Origin of the sequence: Clostridium sp. AM42-4 (assembly GCF_003480105.1) — a bacterium.
Taxonomy (GTDB): Bacteria; Bacillota; Clostridia; order Lachnospirales; family Lachnospiraceae; genus Brotaphodocola.
This window is the reverse complement of sequence record NZ_QUIK01000027.1, coordinates 23,998-40,773: the sequence shown is the minus strand read 5'-3', so window position 1 is coordinate 40,773 and position 16,776 is coordinate 23,998. Positions and strand designations below refer to the sequence as shown.

The 16,776-nt window shown below is 48.9% G+C and carries 18 protein-coding genes and 1 pseudogene; 17 read left to right on the top strand and 2 right to left on the bottom strand.

Annotated features, from left to right (window positions below; genetic code table 11):
* The 3 genes and pseudogenes from DW922_RS18155 to ychF form a co-directional block, all read left to right on the top strand.
* A pseudogene (locus DW922_RS18155) lies at nucleotides 1-252 on the top strand (RNA-guided endonuclease TnpB family protein); the annotation flags it as partial.
* A gap of 104 nt (nucleotides 253-356) precedes the next feature.
* Nucleotides 357-629 carry a hypothetical protein gene (locus DW922_RS16065; protein ID WP_118721149.1) on the top strand — a complete coding sequence of 91 codons (273 nt, stop codon included), beginning with the start codon at nucleotides 357-359 and terminating at the stop codon, nucleotides 627-629.
* A gap of 123 nt (nucleotides 630-752) precedes the next feature.
* Nucleotides 753-1,850, top strand: a complete 1,098-nt coding sequence (ychF, locus tag DW922_RS16060; RefSeq protein ID WP_118727103.1) for a redox-regulated ATPase YchF — start codon at nucleotides 753-755, stop codon at nucleotides 1,848-1,850.
* A gap of 236 nt (nucleotides 1,851-2,086) precedes the next feature.
* On the opposite strand, the gene rpsT is transcribed toward ychF, so the two are convergent.
* The gene (rpsT, locus tag DW922_RS16055) at nucleotides 2,087-2,350 is read right to left on the bottom strand and encodes a 30S ribosomal protein S20 (protein ID WP_118721151.1); all 264 of its coding nucleotides are present in this window, start codon (nucleotides 2,348-2,350) and stop codon (nucleotides 2,087-2,089) included.
* A gap of 253 nt (nucleotides 2,351-2,603) precedes the next feature.
* On the opposite strand from rpsT, the gene gpr reads away from it, so the two are divergent.
* From gpr to thiI, 6 genes are all read left to right on the top strand, one after another.
* Complete coding sequence (gene gpr / locus DW922_RS16050) at nucleotides 2,604-3,593, top strand: GPR endopeptidase (RefSeq protein WP_118727106.1); 990 nt, start codon at nucleotides 2,604-2,606, stop codon at nucleotides 3,591-3,593.
* Between the two features lie 130 nt (nucleotides 3,594-3,723).
* Nucleotides 3,724-4,485 carry a TSUP family transporter gene (locus DW922_RS16045; RefSeq protein ID WP_118721170.1) on the top strand — a complete coding sequence of 254 codons (762 nt, stop codon included), beginning with the start codon at nucleotides 3,724-3,726 and terminating at the stop codon, nucleotides 4,483-4,485.
* 24 nt (nucleotides 4,486-4,509) lie between these two features.
* Nucleotides 4,510-5,466, top strand: a complete 957-nt coding sequence (gene prmA, locus DW922_RS16040; protein ID WP_118721152.1) for a 50S ribosomal protein L11 methyltransferase — start codon at nucleotides 4,510-4,512, stop codon at nucleotides 5,464-5,466.
* 12 nt (nucleotides 5,467-5,478) lie between these two features.
* Nucleotides 5,479-6,216 (top strand): 16S rRNA (uracil(1498)-N(3))-methyltransferase, encoded by a 738-nt coding sequence (locus tag DW922_RS16035; RefSeq protein WP_118721153.1) that lies wholly within the window; start codon nucleotides 5,479-5,481, stop codon nucleotides 6,214-6,216.
* Nucleotides 6,217-6,307: 91 nt separating this feature from the next.
* Nucleotides 6,308-7,462 (top strand): cysteine desulfurase family protein, encoded by a 1,155-nt coding sequence (locus DW922_RS16030; protein WP_118706775.1) that lies wholly within the window; start codon nucleotides 6,308-6,310, stop codon nucleotides 7,460-7,462.
* Nucleotides 7,463-7,482: 20 nt separating this feature from the next.
* Complete coding sequence (thiI, locus tag DW922_RS16025) at nucleotides 7,483-8,664, top strand: tRNA uracil 4-sulfurtransferase ThiI (RefSeq protein WP_118543578.1); 1,182 nt, start codon at nucleotides 7,483-7,485, stop codon at nucleotides 8,662-8,664.
* 104 nt (nucleotides 8,665-8,768) lie between these two features.
* On the opposite strand, the gene DW922_RS16020 is transcribed toward thiI, so the two are convergent.
* Nucleotides 8,769-9,002, bottom strand: a complete 234-nt coding sequence (locus DW922_RS16020; protein WP_118534028.1) for an HPr family phosphocarrier protein — start codon at nucleotides 9,000-9,002, stop codon at nucleotides 8,769-8,771.
* A gap of 202 nt (nucleotides 9,003-9,204) precedes the next feature.
* Between DW922_RS16020 and mtaB the strand changes: the two genes are divergently transcribed.
* The 8 genes from mtaB to DW922_RS15980 all read left to right on the top strand — a co-directional run bounded on the left by mtaB (nucleotide 9,205) and on the right by DW922_RS15980 (nucleotide 16,725).
* On the top strand, nucleotides 9,205-10,524 hold the full coding sequence (gene mtaB / locus DW922_RS16015) for a tRNA (N(6)-L-threonylcarbamoyladenosine(37)-C(2))-methylthiotransferase MtaB (protein WP_118721154.1): 1,320 nt from the start codon (nucleotides 9,205-9,207) through the stop codon (nucleotides 10,522-10,524).
* A 94-nt stretch (nucleotides 10,525-10,618) separates the two neighbouring features.
* Nucleotides 10,619-10,879 carry an IreB family regulatory phosphoprotein gene (locus DW922_RS16010; protein ID WP_118543576.1) on the top strand — a complete coding sequence of 87 codons (261 nt, stop codon included), beginning with the start codon at nucleotides 10,619-10,621 and terminating at the stop codon, nucleotides 10,877-10,879.
* A 285-nt stretch (nucleotides 10,880-11,164) separates the two neighbouring features.
* The gene (gene ruvX / locus DW922_RS16005; RefSeq protein ID WP_118721155.1) at nucleotides 11,165-11,584 is read left to right on the top strand and encodes a Holliday junction resolvase RuvX; all 420 of its coding nucleotides are present in this window, start codon (nucleotides 11,165-11,167) and stop codon (nucleotides 11,582-11,584) included.
* Nucleotides 11,585-11,676: 92 nt separating this feature from the next.
* Complete coding sequence (locus DW922_RS16000) at nucleotides 11,677-11,946, top strand: DUF1292 domain-containing protein (RefSeq protein ID WP_118721156.1); 270 nt, start codon at nucleotides 11,677-11,679, stop codon at nucleotides 11,944-11,946.
* 692 nt (nucleotides 11,947-12,638) lie between these two features.
* Complete coding sequence (locus tag DW922_RS15995) at nucleotides 12,639-14,309, top strand: ribonuclease J (RefSeq protein ID WP_243032269.1); 1,671 nt, start codon at nucleotides 12,639-12,641, stop codon at nucleotides 14,307-14,309.
* Between the two features lie 7 nt (nucleotides 14,310-14,316).
* Complete coding sequence (locus DW922_RS15990; RefSeq protein WP_118721159.1) at nucleotides 14,317-14,715, top strand: endolytic transglycosylase MltG; 399 nt, start codon at nucleotides 14,317-14,319, stop codon at nucleotides 14,713-14,715.
* On the top strand, nucleotides 14,712-15,359 hold the full coding sequence (locus DW922_RS15985) for an O-methyltransferase (protein ID WP_118721160.1): 648 nt from the start codon (nucleotides 14,712-14,714) through the stop codon (nucleotides 15,357-15,359). Before DW922_RS15990 ends, DW922_RS15985 begins: the two co-directional genes overlap by 4 nt.
* A gap of 130 nt (nucleotides 15,360-15,489) precedes the next feature.
* Nucleotides 15,490-16,725, top strand: a complete 1,236-nt coding sequence (locus DW922_RS15980) for a U32 family peptidase (protein WP_118727102.1) — start codon at nucleotides 15,490-15,492, stop codon at nucleotides 16,723-16,725.
* Nucleotides 16,726-16,776 lie beyond the last annotated feature (51 nt).

Sequence of the window (16,776 nt, the reverse complement as noted above, 5' to 3'; positions counted from 1 at the left end):
ATTCGTCTGATAAGACAGGAAGAAAGTTATTCCAGTCAATGCCCGCCACAGTCAGAAGAAGTATCGTGCATTTATGCAGAGAAAAGGAATCGAAAAAAGCGTGGTATCTACATTGTAGATACCGTGATCTACAATGCAGATGCAGTAGGAGCTTATAATATTTTGAGAAAGTATCATGCCGTATCCGGCAAAGAAATTGATATGCCCGTAACCGGGCTGAGCAGTACAAAAACAATAAAAGTAGCTGTGTAACCCACCTGGGTAGCAGTAAGGGTGTCATGGACGCACCCCTGAAACTATGGAGCTATGCTTCGTAATCAGATGCTCGGTAATTCAATTGCCGATGTAGTTCACGTATGCGCTTGATTCGCCATAGAATATCTGATAGGCTATTTGGAAACTGGAGCGCCGGGCACGGAGGCACCGGTGGAAATGAACACCTGGCTGCTGCACAGGAGCTGCGCCATGGCAACGCGAACTTTACTGCATCGATTAAGAGTAACGGTGCCATGATCCGGGAACTTTCTGCTCCGATGCTGTTTGACTATATGGCTATTGTCATGGATAAGCAGGCACTGGCGCCTTGCACAAACATAACCGTGACTTTAGCCGAGAGAGGACGTCACTGACATTTACTTTTTTTTCTACCTATGTTATAGTATACGAGAATAAAACTCGCTTTTTCTGCTAAAAAGTAAGAAGCTGAGAGATAAAATACGTTCCTGCGTATTTCTAAGGAGGAAATAGAAACTATGAAATTAGGTATCGTGGGTCTGCCGAACGTCGGCAAGAGTACCCTGTTTAACTCTCTGACCAAGGCTGGTGCAGAGTCTGCTAACTATCCGTTCTGTACCATCGACCCGAACGTGGGTGTGGTTGCGGTTCCGGATAACCGTTTAAAATTATTGGGAGACCTGTACCATTCCAAAAAGGTAACCCCGGCTGTGATCGAGTTCGTTGATATCGCAGGTCTGGTAAAGGGTGCTTCCAAGGGTGAGGGCCTTGGAAACCAGTTCCTTGCCAATATCCGTGAGGTCGATGCGATCGTTCACGTGGTACGCTGCTTTGAGGATCCGAACGTCATCCATGTAGAGGGCAGTGTAGATCCGATCCGTGATATCGAGACCATCAACCTGGAGCTGATCTTCTCCGATATCGAGATTCTGGAGCGCCGTATCGCAAAGACTTCCAAGTCTGCATTCAACGACAAGTCCCTGGCAAAAGAGGTAGAGATCTTAAAAGAGTTAAAGGCAATCCTGGAAGATGGAAAGATGGCTTCCAGCTACGAGAATGACGACGAAGATGTTATGGCTTTCGTAAATTCCCTGAACCTGTTAACCTGCAAGCCGGTTATCTTTGCTGCAAACGTTGGCGAGGAGGATCTGGCAGACGACGGCGCTTCCAATCCGCATGTTGCTGCAGTCCGTGAGTATGCTGCAGAGAACAACTGCGAGGTATTTGTAATCTGTGCCCAGATCGAGCAGGAGATCGCAGAGCTGGATGATGACGAGAAACAGGAATACTTAGATGCACTTGGTCTTGCAGAGTCTGGTCTGGATAAGCTGATCGCTGCAAGCTACCGCCTGCTTGGCCTGATCAGTTACCTGACCTCCGGTGAGGATGAGACCCGTGCATGGACTATCAAGGTTGGCACCAAGGCTCCGCAGGCAGCCGGAAAGATCCATTCTGACTTTGAGCGTGGCTTCATCCGTGCAGAGGTCGTAAATTACCAGAATCTGTTAGATTGCGGTACTTACGCAAAGGCAAAAGAAAAAGGCCTGGTTGGCCTGGAAGGAAAAGATTACGTTGTCAAAGATGGCGATGTGATCCTGTTCCGTTTCAACGTATAAGAACAAAAAGCATGAAAAAGTTTGTGCAAATGCAAGAACTGTAATGTTAAAAAAGAGAAACCGCTGCAGGGTATCTGCGATGGTTTCTCTTTTTTTATGTCATGGAAATTGTGGCTTATGAAAATCGTTTTACGGAATGCGCGTTATCACGGGAAAAAGACAAACAAAAAAGCCCCGGTTCCTCACACCCAGGAACCGAAGCTTTTTTGATTATTTATAATATTCCAGTCTTATGATTAAGCCATACCGTTAACAGCTTTAGAGAGGCGGGAAACCTTTCTGGAAGCGGTATTCTTGTGGTATACACCCTTGGTGCAAGCCTTATCGATCTCGGAAGTTGCAGCAAGTAATGCGGTCTGAGCAGCAGCCTTATCACCAGCGGTTACAGCAGCCTCTACCTTCTTGCAAGCAGTTTTCACTTTAGAACGGATTGCTTTGTTTCTAGCAGCCTTGGTCTCGTTTACTAAGATTCTCTTTTTAGCAGATTTAATGTTAGCCAATCTGGGCACCTCCAATTAACAAAAATTTTATTCATAGTCTTTGGTTTGCATCAAAGTCTGGACACGGACAGTTCAATGTAAACATACTATTGCATTCTACCTAATCCGGCCCAAAATGTCAATACATAAATTGCTTAATTTTGCGAAAAATATAAGGATAGCAGCGGAAAAGAAATGATAAGGAATGCAAAAAATGAGAAAAGAAATAAGAAAAGAAATAGGAAAAGAAATAAGGGAAAAAATAAAGAAAGAGATGAAGCAGGAAAATAGGACAGAATTTGAGGTCCGCACGGATCTTGCAGTGGAAGAACAGGAGCGTTTTCCGGGTGATGGAGGGGAAATCTCAGGTGTTTCGCTGAGAAAGTGGAGGGAGAGCCATTCGGATATCCGGATGACAGAGGTGAAGATCCTGGATGAGCGGGGAGCCAGGGCAATGGGAAAGCCGGTGGGAACTTATCTGACACTGGAGGCAGATGCGCTGGGTAAAAAGGACGAGGGATACCACGAAGAAATTTCGGAGAAGCTGGCCGGGTATTTTTGCGAGCTGATCCAAAAGCTCACCGGGAAAAAGGAACGGGAGGCGGGAATTTTGGCAGTGGGACTGGGAAATTACCATGTGACGCCGGATGCGCTGGGACCGAGAGTGATCAGCCATCTGCAGATGACAAGACATCTGAAGGAAGAGTATGGCGCGATCTTTTGCAAAGAGCACCAGCTTCCGGTACTGAGCGGCATCGTGCCTGGGGTTATGGCCCAGACCGGCATGGAAACAGCGGAGATCTTAAAAGGGATTGTCCGGGAAGCGAAGCCGGATCTTCTGATCGTGATAGATGCGTTGGCGGCCCGCAGCATCCGGCGACTGGGAACGACGATCCAGCTCACCGATACCGGAATCCATCCGGGATCAGGTGTGGGAAACCACCGGCACAGCCTGACGAAGGAAAGCCTGGGCGTACCGGTTCTGGCGGTGGGCGTTCCGACTGTGGTGAGTGCGGCGGCAATCGTCTATGATACGGTAGATGTCATGACAGAGACCTTAAAAAAGAACAGTGGAACAAAAGAAACCGGACGATATATGGAGAGCCTGGTGCCGGAGGAGCAGTATCTGCTGATTCGGGAGCTTCTGGCACCGGAATTTGGAAATCTGTATGTGACACCTCCGGATATCGATGAACGGATTGAAAATCTGAGCTATACAATATCAGAAAGTATTCATAAGGCATTATTTTCACACAAAATATAAAAACAAGAAATGTGGGAGCCCTTGTCATGCCGCGGATTCTATGTTATATTGATATTTGTGGCATTTTGCCGATTTGCAAGAAAAAGGCTGTTGTATGCCGGATGCAGACATCAGCAGGAAAGAGTATTTTATGTTACAGTATCTGATCGTATGCCCGCTGGTTTTTCTGGCGGGATTTGTTGACTCCATAGCAGGCGGAGGCGGACTGATCTCCCTTCCGGCTTATATCATTGCCGGGGTTCCGGCCCACTTTGCCCTTGGTACCAATAAAATGTCTTCTACGCTGGGGACAAGCGTTTCGACCTGGAGGTACTTAAAAAACGGCTATCTGAAAGAAAAACGGCTGATCATAACCACGGCTTGTGCCTGCCTCATGTCGCTTACGGGCTCCTACATCGGCTCCAGCCTGTCACTTCTGGTGAGTGACACTGTGATCAAACACATGATGATGGTGGTCCTGCCGGTCGTTGCCTTTTATGTTTTACGGAATAAAAACATGGGAGCAGAAGAGACGGTCCAGAAGCTTCCGGCCAGACATGTGCTTTTGATCTGTGTGCTGGCGGCACTGGTCATTGGCATGTATGATGGCTTTTACGGGCCGGGGACCGGAACCTTTCTGCTTCTGGTTCTGACTGGTGCGGCACATCTGAATGTGCGCGAGGCATCTGCCATGACGAAGGTGCTGAATCTGTCATCCAATGTTATGGCGCTGGCCAATTTTTTACTGAACGGAACCGTTTATTATGGGCTGGGACTGGCAGCAGCAGTGTTCTGCATTGCCGGTCATTACATAGGCTCCGGGCTTGTGGTAAGCAACGGACAGAAAATCGTCCGGCCGCTGATCCTTGTGGTGCTGGTTATTTTGTTTGTGAAAATCCTGCTGGGGATTTAAAAAGAAGAAAAAGGAGAGGACCTCATGAAGTGGACCAAATTTACGTTAAAGACGACAACCGAAGCCGTTGACCTCATCAGCAGCATGCTGGATGAGATCGGCATTGAGGGTATTGAAATCGAGGATAATGTTCCGTTATCCGATGCAGACACCAAAGGCATGTTCATCGATATTCTTCCAGAGCTTCCGCCGGACGATGGTACTGCAAAGGTGAGCTTTTATGTAGAGGACTTAAGCAATCTGGAAAACATCATTCACCAGGTCAATGCCGGGCTGGACGAGATCGCTGAGTTTGTCAACGTCGGCGAGCGTACCTTAAGTGTTTCTGAGACTGAGGATAAGGACTGGATCAACAACTGGAAACAGTATTTCAAACCGTTTACTGTAGACGACATCCTCATCAAACCAACCTGGGAGACGATTCCGGAGGAGCATAAGGATAAGCTTCTGATCCAGATCGATCCGGGTACTGCATTCGGAACCGGTATGCATGAGACGACACAGCTGTGCATCCGCCAGCTGCGCAAGTACGTAACTCCGGAAACTGATGTGATCGATGTGGGAACCGGCAGCGGTATCCTTGGCATTGCGGCATTGAAGCTTGGTGCAAGAAGTGTATTTGGTACGGATCTGGACGAGAATGCGATCGTGGCAGTGGGCGAGAATCTGGAGTCCAACGACATTCCGGCAGACCGCTTCCATGTGGTACAGGGAAATATCATCGATGACAAAGCCATTCAGGACCAGGCCGGCTATGAGTGCTATGACATTGCCGTTGCAAATATCCTGGCTCCGGTCATCATCATGCTGCAGGGGGAAATCTGCAAGCACATCAAACACGGCGGCATGTTCATCACCTCCGGTATCATCAACACCAAGGAACAGGATGTCAAAGACGCGATGAATGCAAATCCGGAGCTTGAAATCGTGGAAACTACCTACCAGGGCGACTGGGTATCCATCACCGCCCGCAGAAAATAAGGAGCAGGAATCGTGTATCATTTTTTTGTAACACCGGCGCAGATCATGGATGGCTATGCCGTGATTACCGGTCAGGATGTCAATCATATCCGCAATGTCCTCCGCATGAAAACCGGAGAGCAGGTCGGAATCCGGGACGGGATTTCCCGCAGCTATATCTGTGAGCTGGAAACCATTGGCGAAGCGGAGATACGTGCAAAAATCCTCACGGAAGATACGAATATGAGCGAGCTTCCGGCAGAGCTTTATCTGTTCCAGGGACTGCCAAAGAGCGACAAGATGGAGCTCATTATCCAGAAGGCAGTGGAACTGGGCGTGCATGAGGTCATTCCGGTGGCAACCCGCCGTGCAGTCGTGAAGCTGGACCGGAAAAAAGAAGAGTCCAAATTAAAGCGCTGGAATGCGATCGCAGAGAGCGCAGCCAAGCAGTCAGGCCGCATGATGATCCCGCAGGTTCACGGCGTGCTGACCATGAAAGAGGCCTTTGCCTATGCCAAAGGGTTCGATGTCAATCTGATCCCGTATGAGCTGGCAGAGGGCATGAAGGAAACCAAAGCCATTCTGGAGCAGGTAAAGCCCGGCATGCGTGTGGGCATTTTTATCGGCCCGGAGGGCGGCTTTGATGTAGAAGAAGTAGAAATGGCCATGGAAGAGGGGATTCACCCCATTACATTGGGGCGGAGGATCCTGCGCACGGAGACTGCAGGCATGACAATGCTTTCTATTTTAATGTTCCAGCTGGAGCAGTAACGGGCAGTAAGAAGCAGCAGGGGCCATGCAGCCGAACCGGGTCTAAGAACATGGAAACGCTGCGATTTGCAACAAATACAGGAGAAATGCAATGGAAGCATATTTTGATAATTCAGCTACCACAAAGGTTCTCGACAGTGTGAAGGACATTGTGGTAAAAACAATGACAGAGGATTACGCAAACCCGGCGGCAAAGCACCGCAAGGGCATGGAGGCAGAGCAGTATATCCGCGATGCCAGAAAGATCATTGCCGATACCATGAAGGTACAGGAAAAGGAAATCCTGTTTACCTCCGGCGGCTCTGAGTCCAACAATATGGCGCTGATCGGTACTGCCTGGGCCAACCAGAGAGCCGGGAAACACATCATCAGCACCTCGATCGAGCACCCGTCCGTGTACAATCCGCTCGGGGTTTTAGAGGAGCTTGGCTTTGAGGTGACCATTCTTCCGGTGGATCATGACGGGCACATCAGCCTGAAAGAACTGGAGGAGGCCATCCGCCCGGATACCATCCTGGTTTCCACCATGTATGTGAACAATGAGGTGGGCGCTGTGGAGCCGGTTGAGGAAATCTCAAAGATCATCAAGGCAAAAAATCCGTCTACGCTCTACCATGTCGATGCGATTCAGGCTTACGGAAAATATGTGATCCGCCCGAAAAAACAGGGCATTGACCTGTTATCGGTCAGCAGCCATAAGATTCACGGACCGAAGGGTGTCGGATTTTTGTATATCCGAAACGGCGTAAAGATCAAACCGCTGATCTATGGCGGCGGCCAGCAGGCCGGTATGCGTTCCGGCACGGAAAATGTTCCGGGCGTGGCAGGCTTTGGCGCTGCAGCAAAGGAAATGTACACCGATCATGCGGCAAAGGTTGCGAAGCTGATCGAACTGAAAGATTACATGACAGACCGGCTGGGTGAGATCGAGGGAACGGTCATCAACAGCAAAAAGGGTGAGGCGAGTGCACCACAGATCGTCAGCGTCAGCTTTGCAGGCGTGCGCAGCGAGGTACTTCTGCATGCGCTGGAGGATAAGGGCATTTACGTTTCTTCCGGTTCTGCCTGCTCTTCCAATCATCCGGGCATCAGCGGAACCTTAAAGGGCATTGGTGTGGCACAGAAGCTTCTGGATTCCACGATCCGCATGAGCTTTGGCATGTTTAACACGAAAGAAGAAATTGATTATACAATTGATACATTAAAGGAACTGGTTCCGGTGCTTCGCCGTTACCAGAGAGGATAAGAAAGGAAAAAAGGAGAATTATGGTATACCAGTCATTTTTGATTAAGTACGCAGAGATCGGTACCAAGGGAAAAAACCGTTACCTCTTTGAAGATGCGCTGATCAAGCAGATCAAGAACGCACTCAAAAAGGTAGAAGGTTCTTTCATCGCATCGAAGGAATCTGGCCGTATTTATGTACAGGCGCTTAGCGAGTACGATTACGATGAGGTGATCGACGCATTAAAGAAGGTATTCGGCATTGCCTGGATCTGTCCGATGCTTCAGATCGAGGAAAAGGATTACGAGAATTTAAAGAAGGTTGTTGTCGATTACATCGACCAGGTTTATCCGGATAAGCATTTTACCTTTAAGGTAGATTCCAGACGTGCCGATAAGAACTATCCGGTGCGCTCCGAGCAGATGAACTGTGACCTTGGCGAGGTGATCTTAAATGCGTTCCCGGAGACTTCCGTAGATGTGCATCACCCGGATGTGCTGCTCCATGTGGAGATCCGCAAGCTGGTAAACATTTACTCCCTGATGATCCCGGGACCGGGCGGTATGCCGGTTGGAACCAACGGAAAGGCAACCCTGCTCTTATCCGGCGGTATTGATAGCCCGGTAGCAGGCTACATGATCGCAAAGCGCGGCGTGAAGATCGATGCGGTTTACTTCCATGCTCCGCCATATACCAGTGACCGTGCAAAGCAGAAGGTGGTTGATCTGGCAAAGCTGGTAGCACGCTATTCCGGACCGATCCCGCTGCATGTTGTAAACTTTACCGACATCCAGCTCTATATTTACGAGCAGTGCCCGCATGAGGAGCTGACCATCATCATGCGCCGCTACATGATGAAGATCGCAGAAGAGATCGCGAAAAAGAGCGATTCCCTGGCACTCATAACCGGTGAGAGCATCGGGCAGGTGGCATCCCAGACCGTACAGTCCCTGGCTGCGACCAATGAGGTCTGCACCATGCCGGTATTCCGCCCGCTGATCGGTTTTGACAAGCAGGAGATCATCGACATTTCCGAGAAGATTGGAACCTTTGAGACCTCCATTCAGCCGTTCGAGGACTGCTGCACCATTTTTGTGGCAAAGCATCCGGTAACCAAACCGAACTTAAACATCATCCATAAGTCTGAGACAAAGCTGGAAGAGAAGATCGACCAGATGGTTCAGACGGCACTGGAGACAGAAGAAGTCATCTGGTGTGACTAAAGGTTGAAACATAAACCCGGAATGCTTGCTTTCGCAGGGCTCCGGGTAAAAAAATAAGGATACTCCAAACGGAGTATCCTTATTAAAAATCACGTAAGCGATGATTATTTGATGATGTATGGGGACAGGGTCTCTAAGATCTCGTCGATACCAGCCTCAGCGTGGATGTTTAAATCGATCGGCTTGGAAAGATCCAGACTGAAGATACCCATGATGGATTTTGCATCGATGACGTATCTGCCGGATACCAGATCGAAGTCAACATCGAACTTGGTTAAGTCGTTTACGAAGGACTTTACTTTATCAATAGAATTTAAAGAAATACGAACTGTTTTCATGTGAGAAACCTCCTTAAATGGTTACCTTTTTAATCTTGGCGTATGGATAAAAATTCGCTCGCCTTATGATAAATTTTACAAAGATATTTAGGGAAAGTCAATAGGGAGTTTTCAAGAAAACAGGTTAAATGTTTGTTAGGAATTTTGGTTCTGAAACAACTGTAGCTTGTTAGAAAAACAACAGAGAATAAGGAGAAAAAATATGAGAACGGCAGCATTGCACAATCTGGGCTGCAAGGTGAATTCTTATGAAACCGAAGCAATGCAGCAGCTTCTGGAAGAAGCCGGATACGAGATTGTGCCATTCCATGAAAAAGCCGATGTTTACATCATCAATACCTGTTCCGTGACCAATATCGCGGACCGCAAGTCCAGACAGATGCTGCACCGGGCTAAAAAGCAGAATCCGGATGCCGTGGTGGTTGCAGCAGGCTGCTATGTACAGGCAGCGGCTGAAGAATTAAAGGCTGACCTGGCGGTCGATGTCATCATCGGAAATAATAAAAAGCAGGACCTGGTCCCGATCCTGGAAGAATATTTTCAGGACCACACGGACAGTGACCATGTCATTGAAATTGGCCAGACACAGGAGTACGAACGTCTTTCCATCCATAAGATCGCGGACCATACCCGCGCCTTTTTAAAGGTACAGGACGGCTGCAACCAATTTTGCAGCTACTGCATCATTCCGTACACCCGTGGCCGGGTTCGCAGCCGCAGGCCGGAGGAGGTCGTGGCTGAGGTAAGGGAGTTAGCGGCAGCAGGTTATCAGGAAGTGGTTCTGACCGGAATCCATTTAAGCTCTTATGGAGTAGATTTTGAAGAGGAGCATAAGGAAACATTGCTGAGTCTGATCCGCCAGGTACATGAGGTAGAGGGGATCAAACGCATCCGTCTCGGCTCTTTGGAGCCGCGGATCATCACAGAGGAGTTCGCAAAGGCGCTGGCCGGCATGCCGAAATTCTGCCCGCATTTCCACCTGTCCTTACAGAGCGGCTGCGACGAGACCTTAAAACGGATGAACCGCCATTATACTACAGAGGAATATGCAGAGGGCTGCGCGATCCTGCGCCGTTTCTTCGATAATCCGGCTGTCACGACCGACGTGATCGTGGGCTTCCCGGGAGAAACCGAGGAAGAATTTGCGGTAACAAAAGCCTTTTTAGAGCAGACCGGCTTCTATGAGATGCACATTTTCAAATATTCCAGACGAGCAGGAACCCGCGCGGACCGCATGCCGGACCAGATTCCGGAGCAGGTGAAAACTGCCAGAAGTGAGATTTTATTAAAACTTGAAAAGCAGATGTCAAAAGCATACCGGGAAAGCTTTCTTGGAAAGAAAAAGACGGTACTTCTCGAGGAAAAAACTGAGATCGATGGTGTGGAATATATGATCGGCCATACCATGGAATATGTAAAAGCTGTGGTGCCTTATGCAGAAAACCTGAAGAATAAAATGGCGGAAGGAGTCCTTGTCAGGGCGATGAACGATGAAGTTCTGCTGCTGGATACGCATGCGTGAACAGCAACAACTCGAATAGCAGCGAAGCCTTGCGCTTGACGAATCCTAGAAAGTAGTATAGAATAGAGAAGAATAGTTAAAGGACGTGAACAACATGGGCGAAATTCATAACACACAGTTTTTTAAAGCAGTACAGGAGAACAAAATGGATGTCAGCCAGGTTTTGGAGCAGGTGTACGTGGCGCTGACGGAAAAGGGTTATAATCCGGTAAACCAGATCGTAGGCTATATTATGTCCGGGGATCCAACCTATATCACCAGCCATAAAGGTGCCAGAAGTCTGATCATGAAAGTAGAGCGTGATGAGATTCTGGAAGAGCTGATGTCTGTTTATATCGACGCGAAGTTGAAATAAAGAAGACGTGTGCCTGATATAATGAGTGAAAGTGAGTCAGAAAACTGGTTGCAGGTTTTTGACGAACGGCGAAATTATGGAGTGATGATATCACGAAATGATGAACGAAAGATGATTGCCAGCCATATCCGTCCGGAGAGGCTGGCAGTTTTGTGTTGCCATGCAGCCGGAAAAGCTGCCGCTGGCCGGTTTGGCTGATTTAGAATGCGAAAACCGGCAAAATCCTGTTATTGGGCACGCATGCGGGAACAGCAACGTATATAGAAATGAATAAGGAAAAATTTTATGAGACTTTTAGGACTGGACTATGGATCCAAAACAGTAGGGGTAGCAGTCTGCGATCCGTTGGGTATAACCGCCCAGGGTGTGGAGACGATTACCCGGAAAGAAGAAAATAAGCTGCGTAAGACCCTTGCCCGGATTGAAGCCCTTGTGGCGGAATATCAGGTTGAAACGATCGTTTTGGGATATCCTAAGAATATGGATGATTCTATTGGGGAACGTGCAAAGAAAACAGAAGAATTTCGCGATATGCTTGTGCGCAGGACTGGCCTTCCGGTTGTCTTGTGGGACGAGCGTCTGACAACTATTGAAGCAAATGAGATTCTGATCGAAAGCGGAGTGCGCAGAGAAGACCGGAAAAAGGTGATCGACAAGATTGCGGCCACTTTGATCCTGCAGTCGTATCTGGGCTCCCTGAAGTAAAAAAACGTGGTAACTGTGAAGGTACTGAACAGTTACAAAATGTGATTGTTTGTGCAACACGTGAATAGTGACAAAAAACAGGAGAGAACGTGATGGAAGAGAAAATTACCCTGCAGACCGATACTGGGGAAAGTGTGGATTTTTATGTTCTGGAGGAAACCCGGATCAATGGAATGAATTACCTTCTTGTGACAGATTCCGACGATGAAGAGGATGGCGAGTGCTATATCTTAAAGGATGTTTCCAAGGCAGAGGATAGCGATGCGGTATACGAGTTTGTAGAGAACGATGATGAGATGGACTATCTCTTCAAAATTTTTACCGAATTAATGGAAGATATGGAAGTAGAGCTTCAGAAATAACGCTTCAGGGAATCAATCTTCAAAAAGCAGATTTTCAAGAAGTGGATCTTCAAAGTAAGCTTTTATGGAAAATAAATTGGAGGAAAATAGAAAGCATGGAAAATCAGAACAATCAGAATGACAAACCGGCAGACGGATATTCCCAGGCACCACAGCAGGAAGAAAAGTCTGTACTGGCGGAGCTGGCTGAGTTTGTTTCCAGAAAGAAAGAAGCAGCGGTACAGAGCGTGAAAAGTGCACCGGTGCAGGAAACAATCCAGGAAGCAGGAGCTGCTGTAGAGAAAATGCAGCCGGAAAACCAGGAACAGAATGCAACTGGAGCGTCAGATGCAGCCGTGGCTGGTGCGCCGGAAGAAGCTGGAGCTGAGAAAACGGAACGTCCGGCAAGAAATAACCGCAGCAGGGGACCAAGAAGACCGAGAAGCGCGGCTAAGGCTCCGAAAAAGGAAGAAGGAGCAGAAGTTTCCGAAGAGGGCAAACAGCAGGAAGAAAGAAAGCCAAGAACCCAGAAAGCTGCACGGAACACAGCAGCCAGAGGAGAAAAAACGGCAAGAGGTGAGCGCACAGCCCGCACAGAGAAAGCAGATAAGGCAGCAGGTGCAGAGAAGCAGGTAAGAGCGGAGAAGCCTGCAAGAGCAGAGCGTCCGGCAAGAAGCGAAAAGCCGGTAAGGGCACCAAAAGCAAAGAATGTCCTGGCAGATACTGCTTCCAAGCCGAAGGTACGCATTATCCCGCTTGGCGGTCTGGAGCAGATCGGTATGAATATTACTGCATTCGAGTATGAAGACACCATCGTGGTTGTCGACTGTGGTCTTGCATTCCCGACCGATGATATGCTGGGAATCGATCTGGTCATCCCGGATGTGACTTATCTGGAACGTAACATCGATAAAGTCAAAGGTTTTGTGATCACCCACGGACATGAGGACCATATTGGTGCACTTCCGTATATCTTACAGAAGATCAATGTTCCGGTATACGGTACCAAGCTGACCATTGCACTGATCGAGAATAAATTAAAAGAGCACAACCTGATGAAGAGCACCAAGCGCAAGGTGGTAAAACATGGCCAGTCCGTGAACTTAGGCTGCTTCCGCGTGGAGTTCATCAAGACGAACCACAGCATTGCGGATTCCGCAGCACTTGCACTGTTTACCCCGGCCGGCATCATCGTGCACACCGGAGACTTTAAGGTAGATTACACTCCGGTGTTTGGTGATGCATTTGACCTGGCACGTTTTGCAGAGCTGGGAAGAAAAGGCGTTCTGGCACTTTTAAGCGATAGCACAAACGCGATCCGCAAGGGCTTCACCGCTTCTGAGCGTACCGTAGGCAAGACTTTCGATGCAATCTTCGCAGAGCATAAGAATAACCGTATCATCGTGGCAACCTTCGCATCCAACGTAGACCGTGTGCAGCAGATCATCTTCACTGCAGAAAAATACGGACGTAAGGTTGTCGTAGAGGGCCGGAGCATGGTCAATGTCATTGGCACAGCGAATGAGCTGGGCTACATCAACATTTCCGATGGCACCCTCATCGAGATCGACCAGTTAAAGAATTATCCGGACGAGCAGACCGTTCTGATCACCACAGGAAGCCAGGGCGAGTCCATGGCGGCCTTGTCCCGTATGGCATCCGGTCTGCACCGTAAGGTATCCATTAAGCCAAACGATGTCGTAATCATGAGCTCTACCCCGATCCCGGGCAATGAAAAGCAGGTAGCGAAGGTCATCAACGAGCTGGCTATGCGTGGTGTTGAAGTCATCACCGAAGATACCCACGTATCCGGCCATGCATGCCAGGAGGAGATCAAGCTCATCTACTCCCTGCTGCATCCGAAGTATGCACTTCCGGTACACGGCGAGTACCGTCACTTAATGGCAAACCAGTCCATCGCGACTGCAGTGGGCGTGCCGAAGGAAAATGTCCTGATCATGTCTTCCGGCGATGTTGTGGAGATCTGCGAGGATTCCTGCAAAGTGGTAGACCATGTCCAGCATGGCGGTATCCTGGTAGACGGCCTTGGTGTCGGCGATGTAGGAAACATCGTCCTGCGTGACCGTCAGAACCTGGCACAGAACGGTATCATCATCGTAGTCCTGACTCTGGAACGTTATAGCAACCAGCTTCTTGCAGGACCGGATATCGTATCCCGCGGTTTCGTCTATGTGAGAGAGTCTGAGGACCTCATGGACGAGGCAAAGCGTGTGGTAGATGACGCGGTAGCAGACTGCCTGAGCCGTCATGTGACCGACTGGGGCAAGTTAAAGAATATAATCCGTGACAGCTTGAGTGACTTTATGTGGAAACGTATGAAGCGGAATCCGATGATTCTGCCGATCATTATGGAGGTTGAATAGGCTAAAGATGAGCCATATCACCAAGGATATCAACAGGGTGACCGGAGCGGTCATCGGAATTTCAGGAAAGCTGATCCTGTATGCCATTGTGCTTCTTCTGTTGGCAGAGGGCATCACACGAGGTTATGCCTTTGGGCATTCCCTGTTTTATGAAAGTTCCGTGGAGCAGGCGCCGGGGCGGGATATTACCGTTACGGTCCCGCAGGGACAGAAAGATGCTGACACCATCCATGAACTGAAAATAGACGGACTCATTGACAACGAGCTTGCCATGCGGGTCCAGATGAAGTTTTACGATTACGAGATTCATCCGGGAACCTATACGCTGAACACTTCCATGTCATCCAAAAAGATGCTTCAGATCCTGAATGAAAAGGTGGAAGAAGAGGAGGATACAGCGTCATGATGGACCAGGATAGGATCACACAGTATATTCATTCCCTGGACCGGGGACATGGTGCCTTCTGTGACCAGATCGCAAAGACGGCGAGAGCCGGGCGTGTGCCGGTCATCCGGAAAGAAACTGCGGTTTTTCTGCAGACCATGGTAGCATCAAAACAGCCAAAGCACATTCTGGAGGTTGGGACGGCAGTTGGTTATTCTGCCCTTTTGATGGCACAGGTTATGCCGGAAGGTACAGATATTATTACCATTGAAAAATATGAACCGCGCATTCCCGTGGCACGGGAGAATTTTGAAAAGGCAGGAATGTCTGACCGGATCACCCTTTTAGAGGGCGATGCAGGAGCTATTTTAAAAGAACTCGACGGGCCATTCGATTTTATCTTTATGGATGCGGCCAAGGGACAGTATATCCACTGGCTGCCGGATATTATCCGCCTGTTATCTCCGGGCGGTGTGTTGTTTTCCGACAATGTGCTGCAGGACGGCGATATCATAGAGTCCCGCTTCGCGGTCGAGCGCCGCAACCGCACGATCCATGCGCGTATGCGGGAATATCTGTATACACTGACACACATGCCGGAATTCCAGACCAGCGTGATCCCGATTGGGGATGGAGTTGCGTTAAGCGTGAAAATCAGTGGATAAATATTGTCTGAAAGACGAAAATTGTGGGTAACATGGCAACAGAAATCTTGCAGCTGCAAAGATTGACATGAAGGAATATGCACAGTAGTTGCAAAATTGTAGAAAAGAAACAAACTGACAGGGAAAAAATATGAGAGAAACAGAATTACTGATACCGGCAGGCAGCCTGGATGTCTTAAAAACAGCAGTCATCTACGGTGCGGATGCCGTATATCTGGGCGGAGAGGCGTTCGGCCTCAGAGCCAAGGCAAAGAATTTTACCAATGAAGAAATCAAGGAAGGCATTACGTTTGCACACGAGCGCGGGGTAAAGGTTTATATCACAGCCAATATCCTGGCGCACAACGACGATCTGGCGGGTGTGGAGCAGTACTTTGAGGAATTGAAGGAAATCCGTCCGGATGCCCTCATCATCTCCGATCCGGGCGTATTTGCGATCGCAAAGCGCGTACTTCCGGACATGGAGCTGCATGTCAGCACCCAGGCAAACAACACCAACTACGGAACCTACCTGTTCTGGCATCAGCTTGGCGCAAAGCGTGTGGTATCTGCCCGTGAGCTTTCCTTAAAGGAAATTAAAGAAATCCGTGCACACATTCCGGACGATATGGAGATCGAAAGCTTCATTCACGGAGCCATGTGTATTTCCTATTCCGGGCGGTGCCTGCTGAGCAATTTCCTGGTGGGAAGAGATGCAAACCAGGGTGCCTGCACGCATCCGTGCCGCTGGAAATATTCCGTTGTGGAAGAGACCAGACCGGGCGAGTATATGCCGGTTTACGAAAATGAGCGCGGCACTTACATCTTCAACTCCAAGGATCTGTGCATGATCGAGCATATTCCGGAGCTTATCGATGCCGGTATCGACAGCTTTAAGATCGAGGGCCGCATGAAGACTGCCCTGTATGTGGCAACCGTAGCACGCACCTACCGCAAGGCAATCGATGATTACAAGAAGGATCCGGCCCTGTACCAGAAAAACATGGAATGGTACAAGGAAGAGATTGGCAAATGCACTTACCGTGAATTTACCACCGGATTTTACTTCGGAAAGCCGACTACCGACAGCCAGATCTACGACAGCAACACTTACGTGAAAAACTACACCTATCTCGGTACCGTAGAGGAAGTCCGGGAGGATGGCTGCTGCCGCATTGAGCAGAAGAATAAGTTTACCGTAGGCGAGCAGATTGAGATCATGAAGCCGGACGGCCGCAATATCCTGGTGACCGTAAAATCCATTACGGACGAGGAGGGAAATGCCATGGAGAGCGCACCGCATCCAAAGCAGATCCTGTGGGTAGACCTTGGCTGTGAGGTCAGCCCTTACGACATTTTAAGAAGAAGTGAAGGAACTGTTCAGTAGATCTGCGCAGTTACGAAGTGAAATGGAATAACAAAGCATATGCTTTATAGT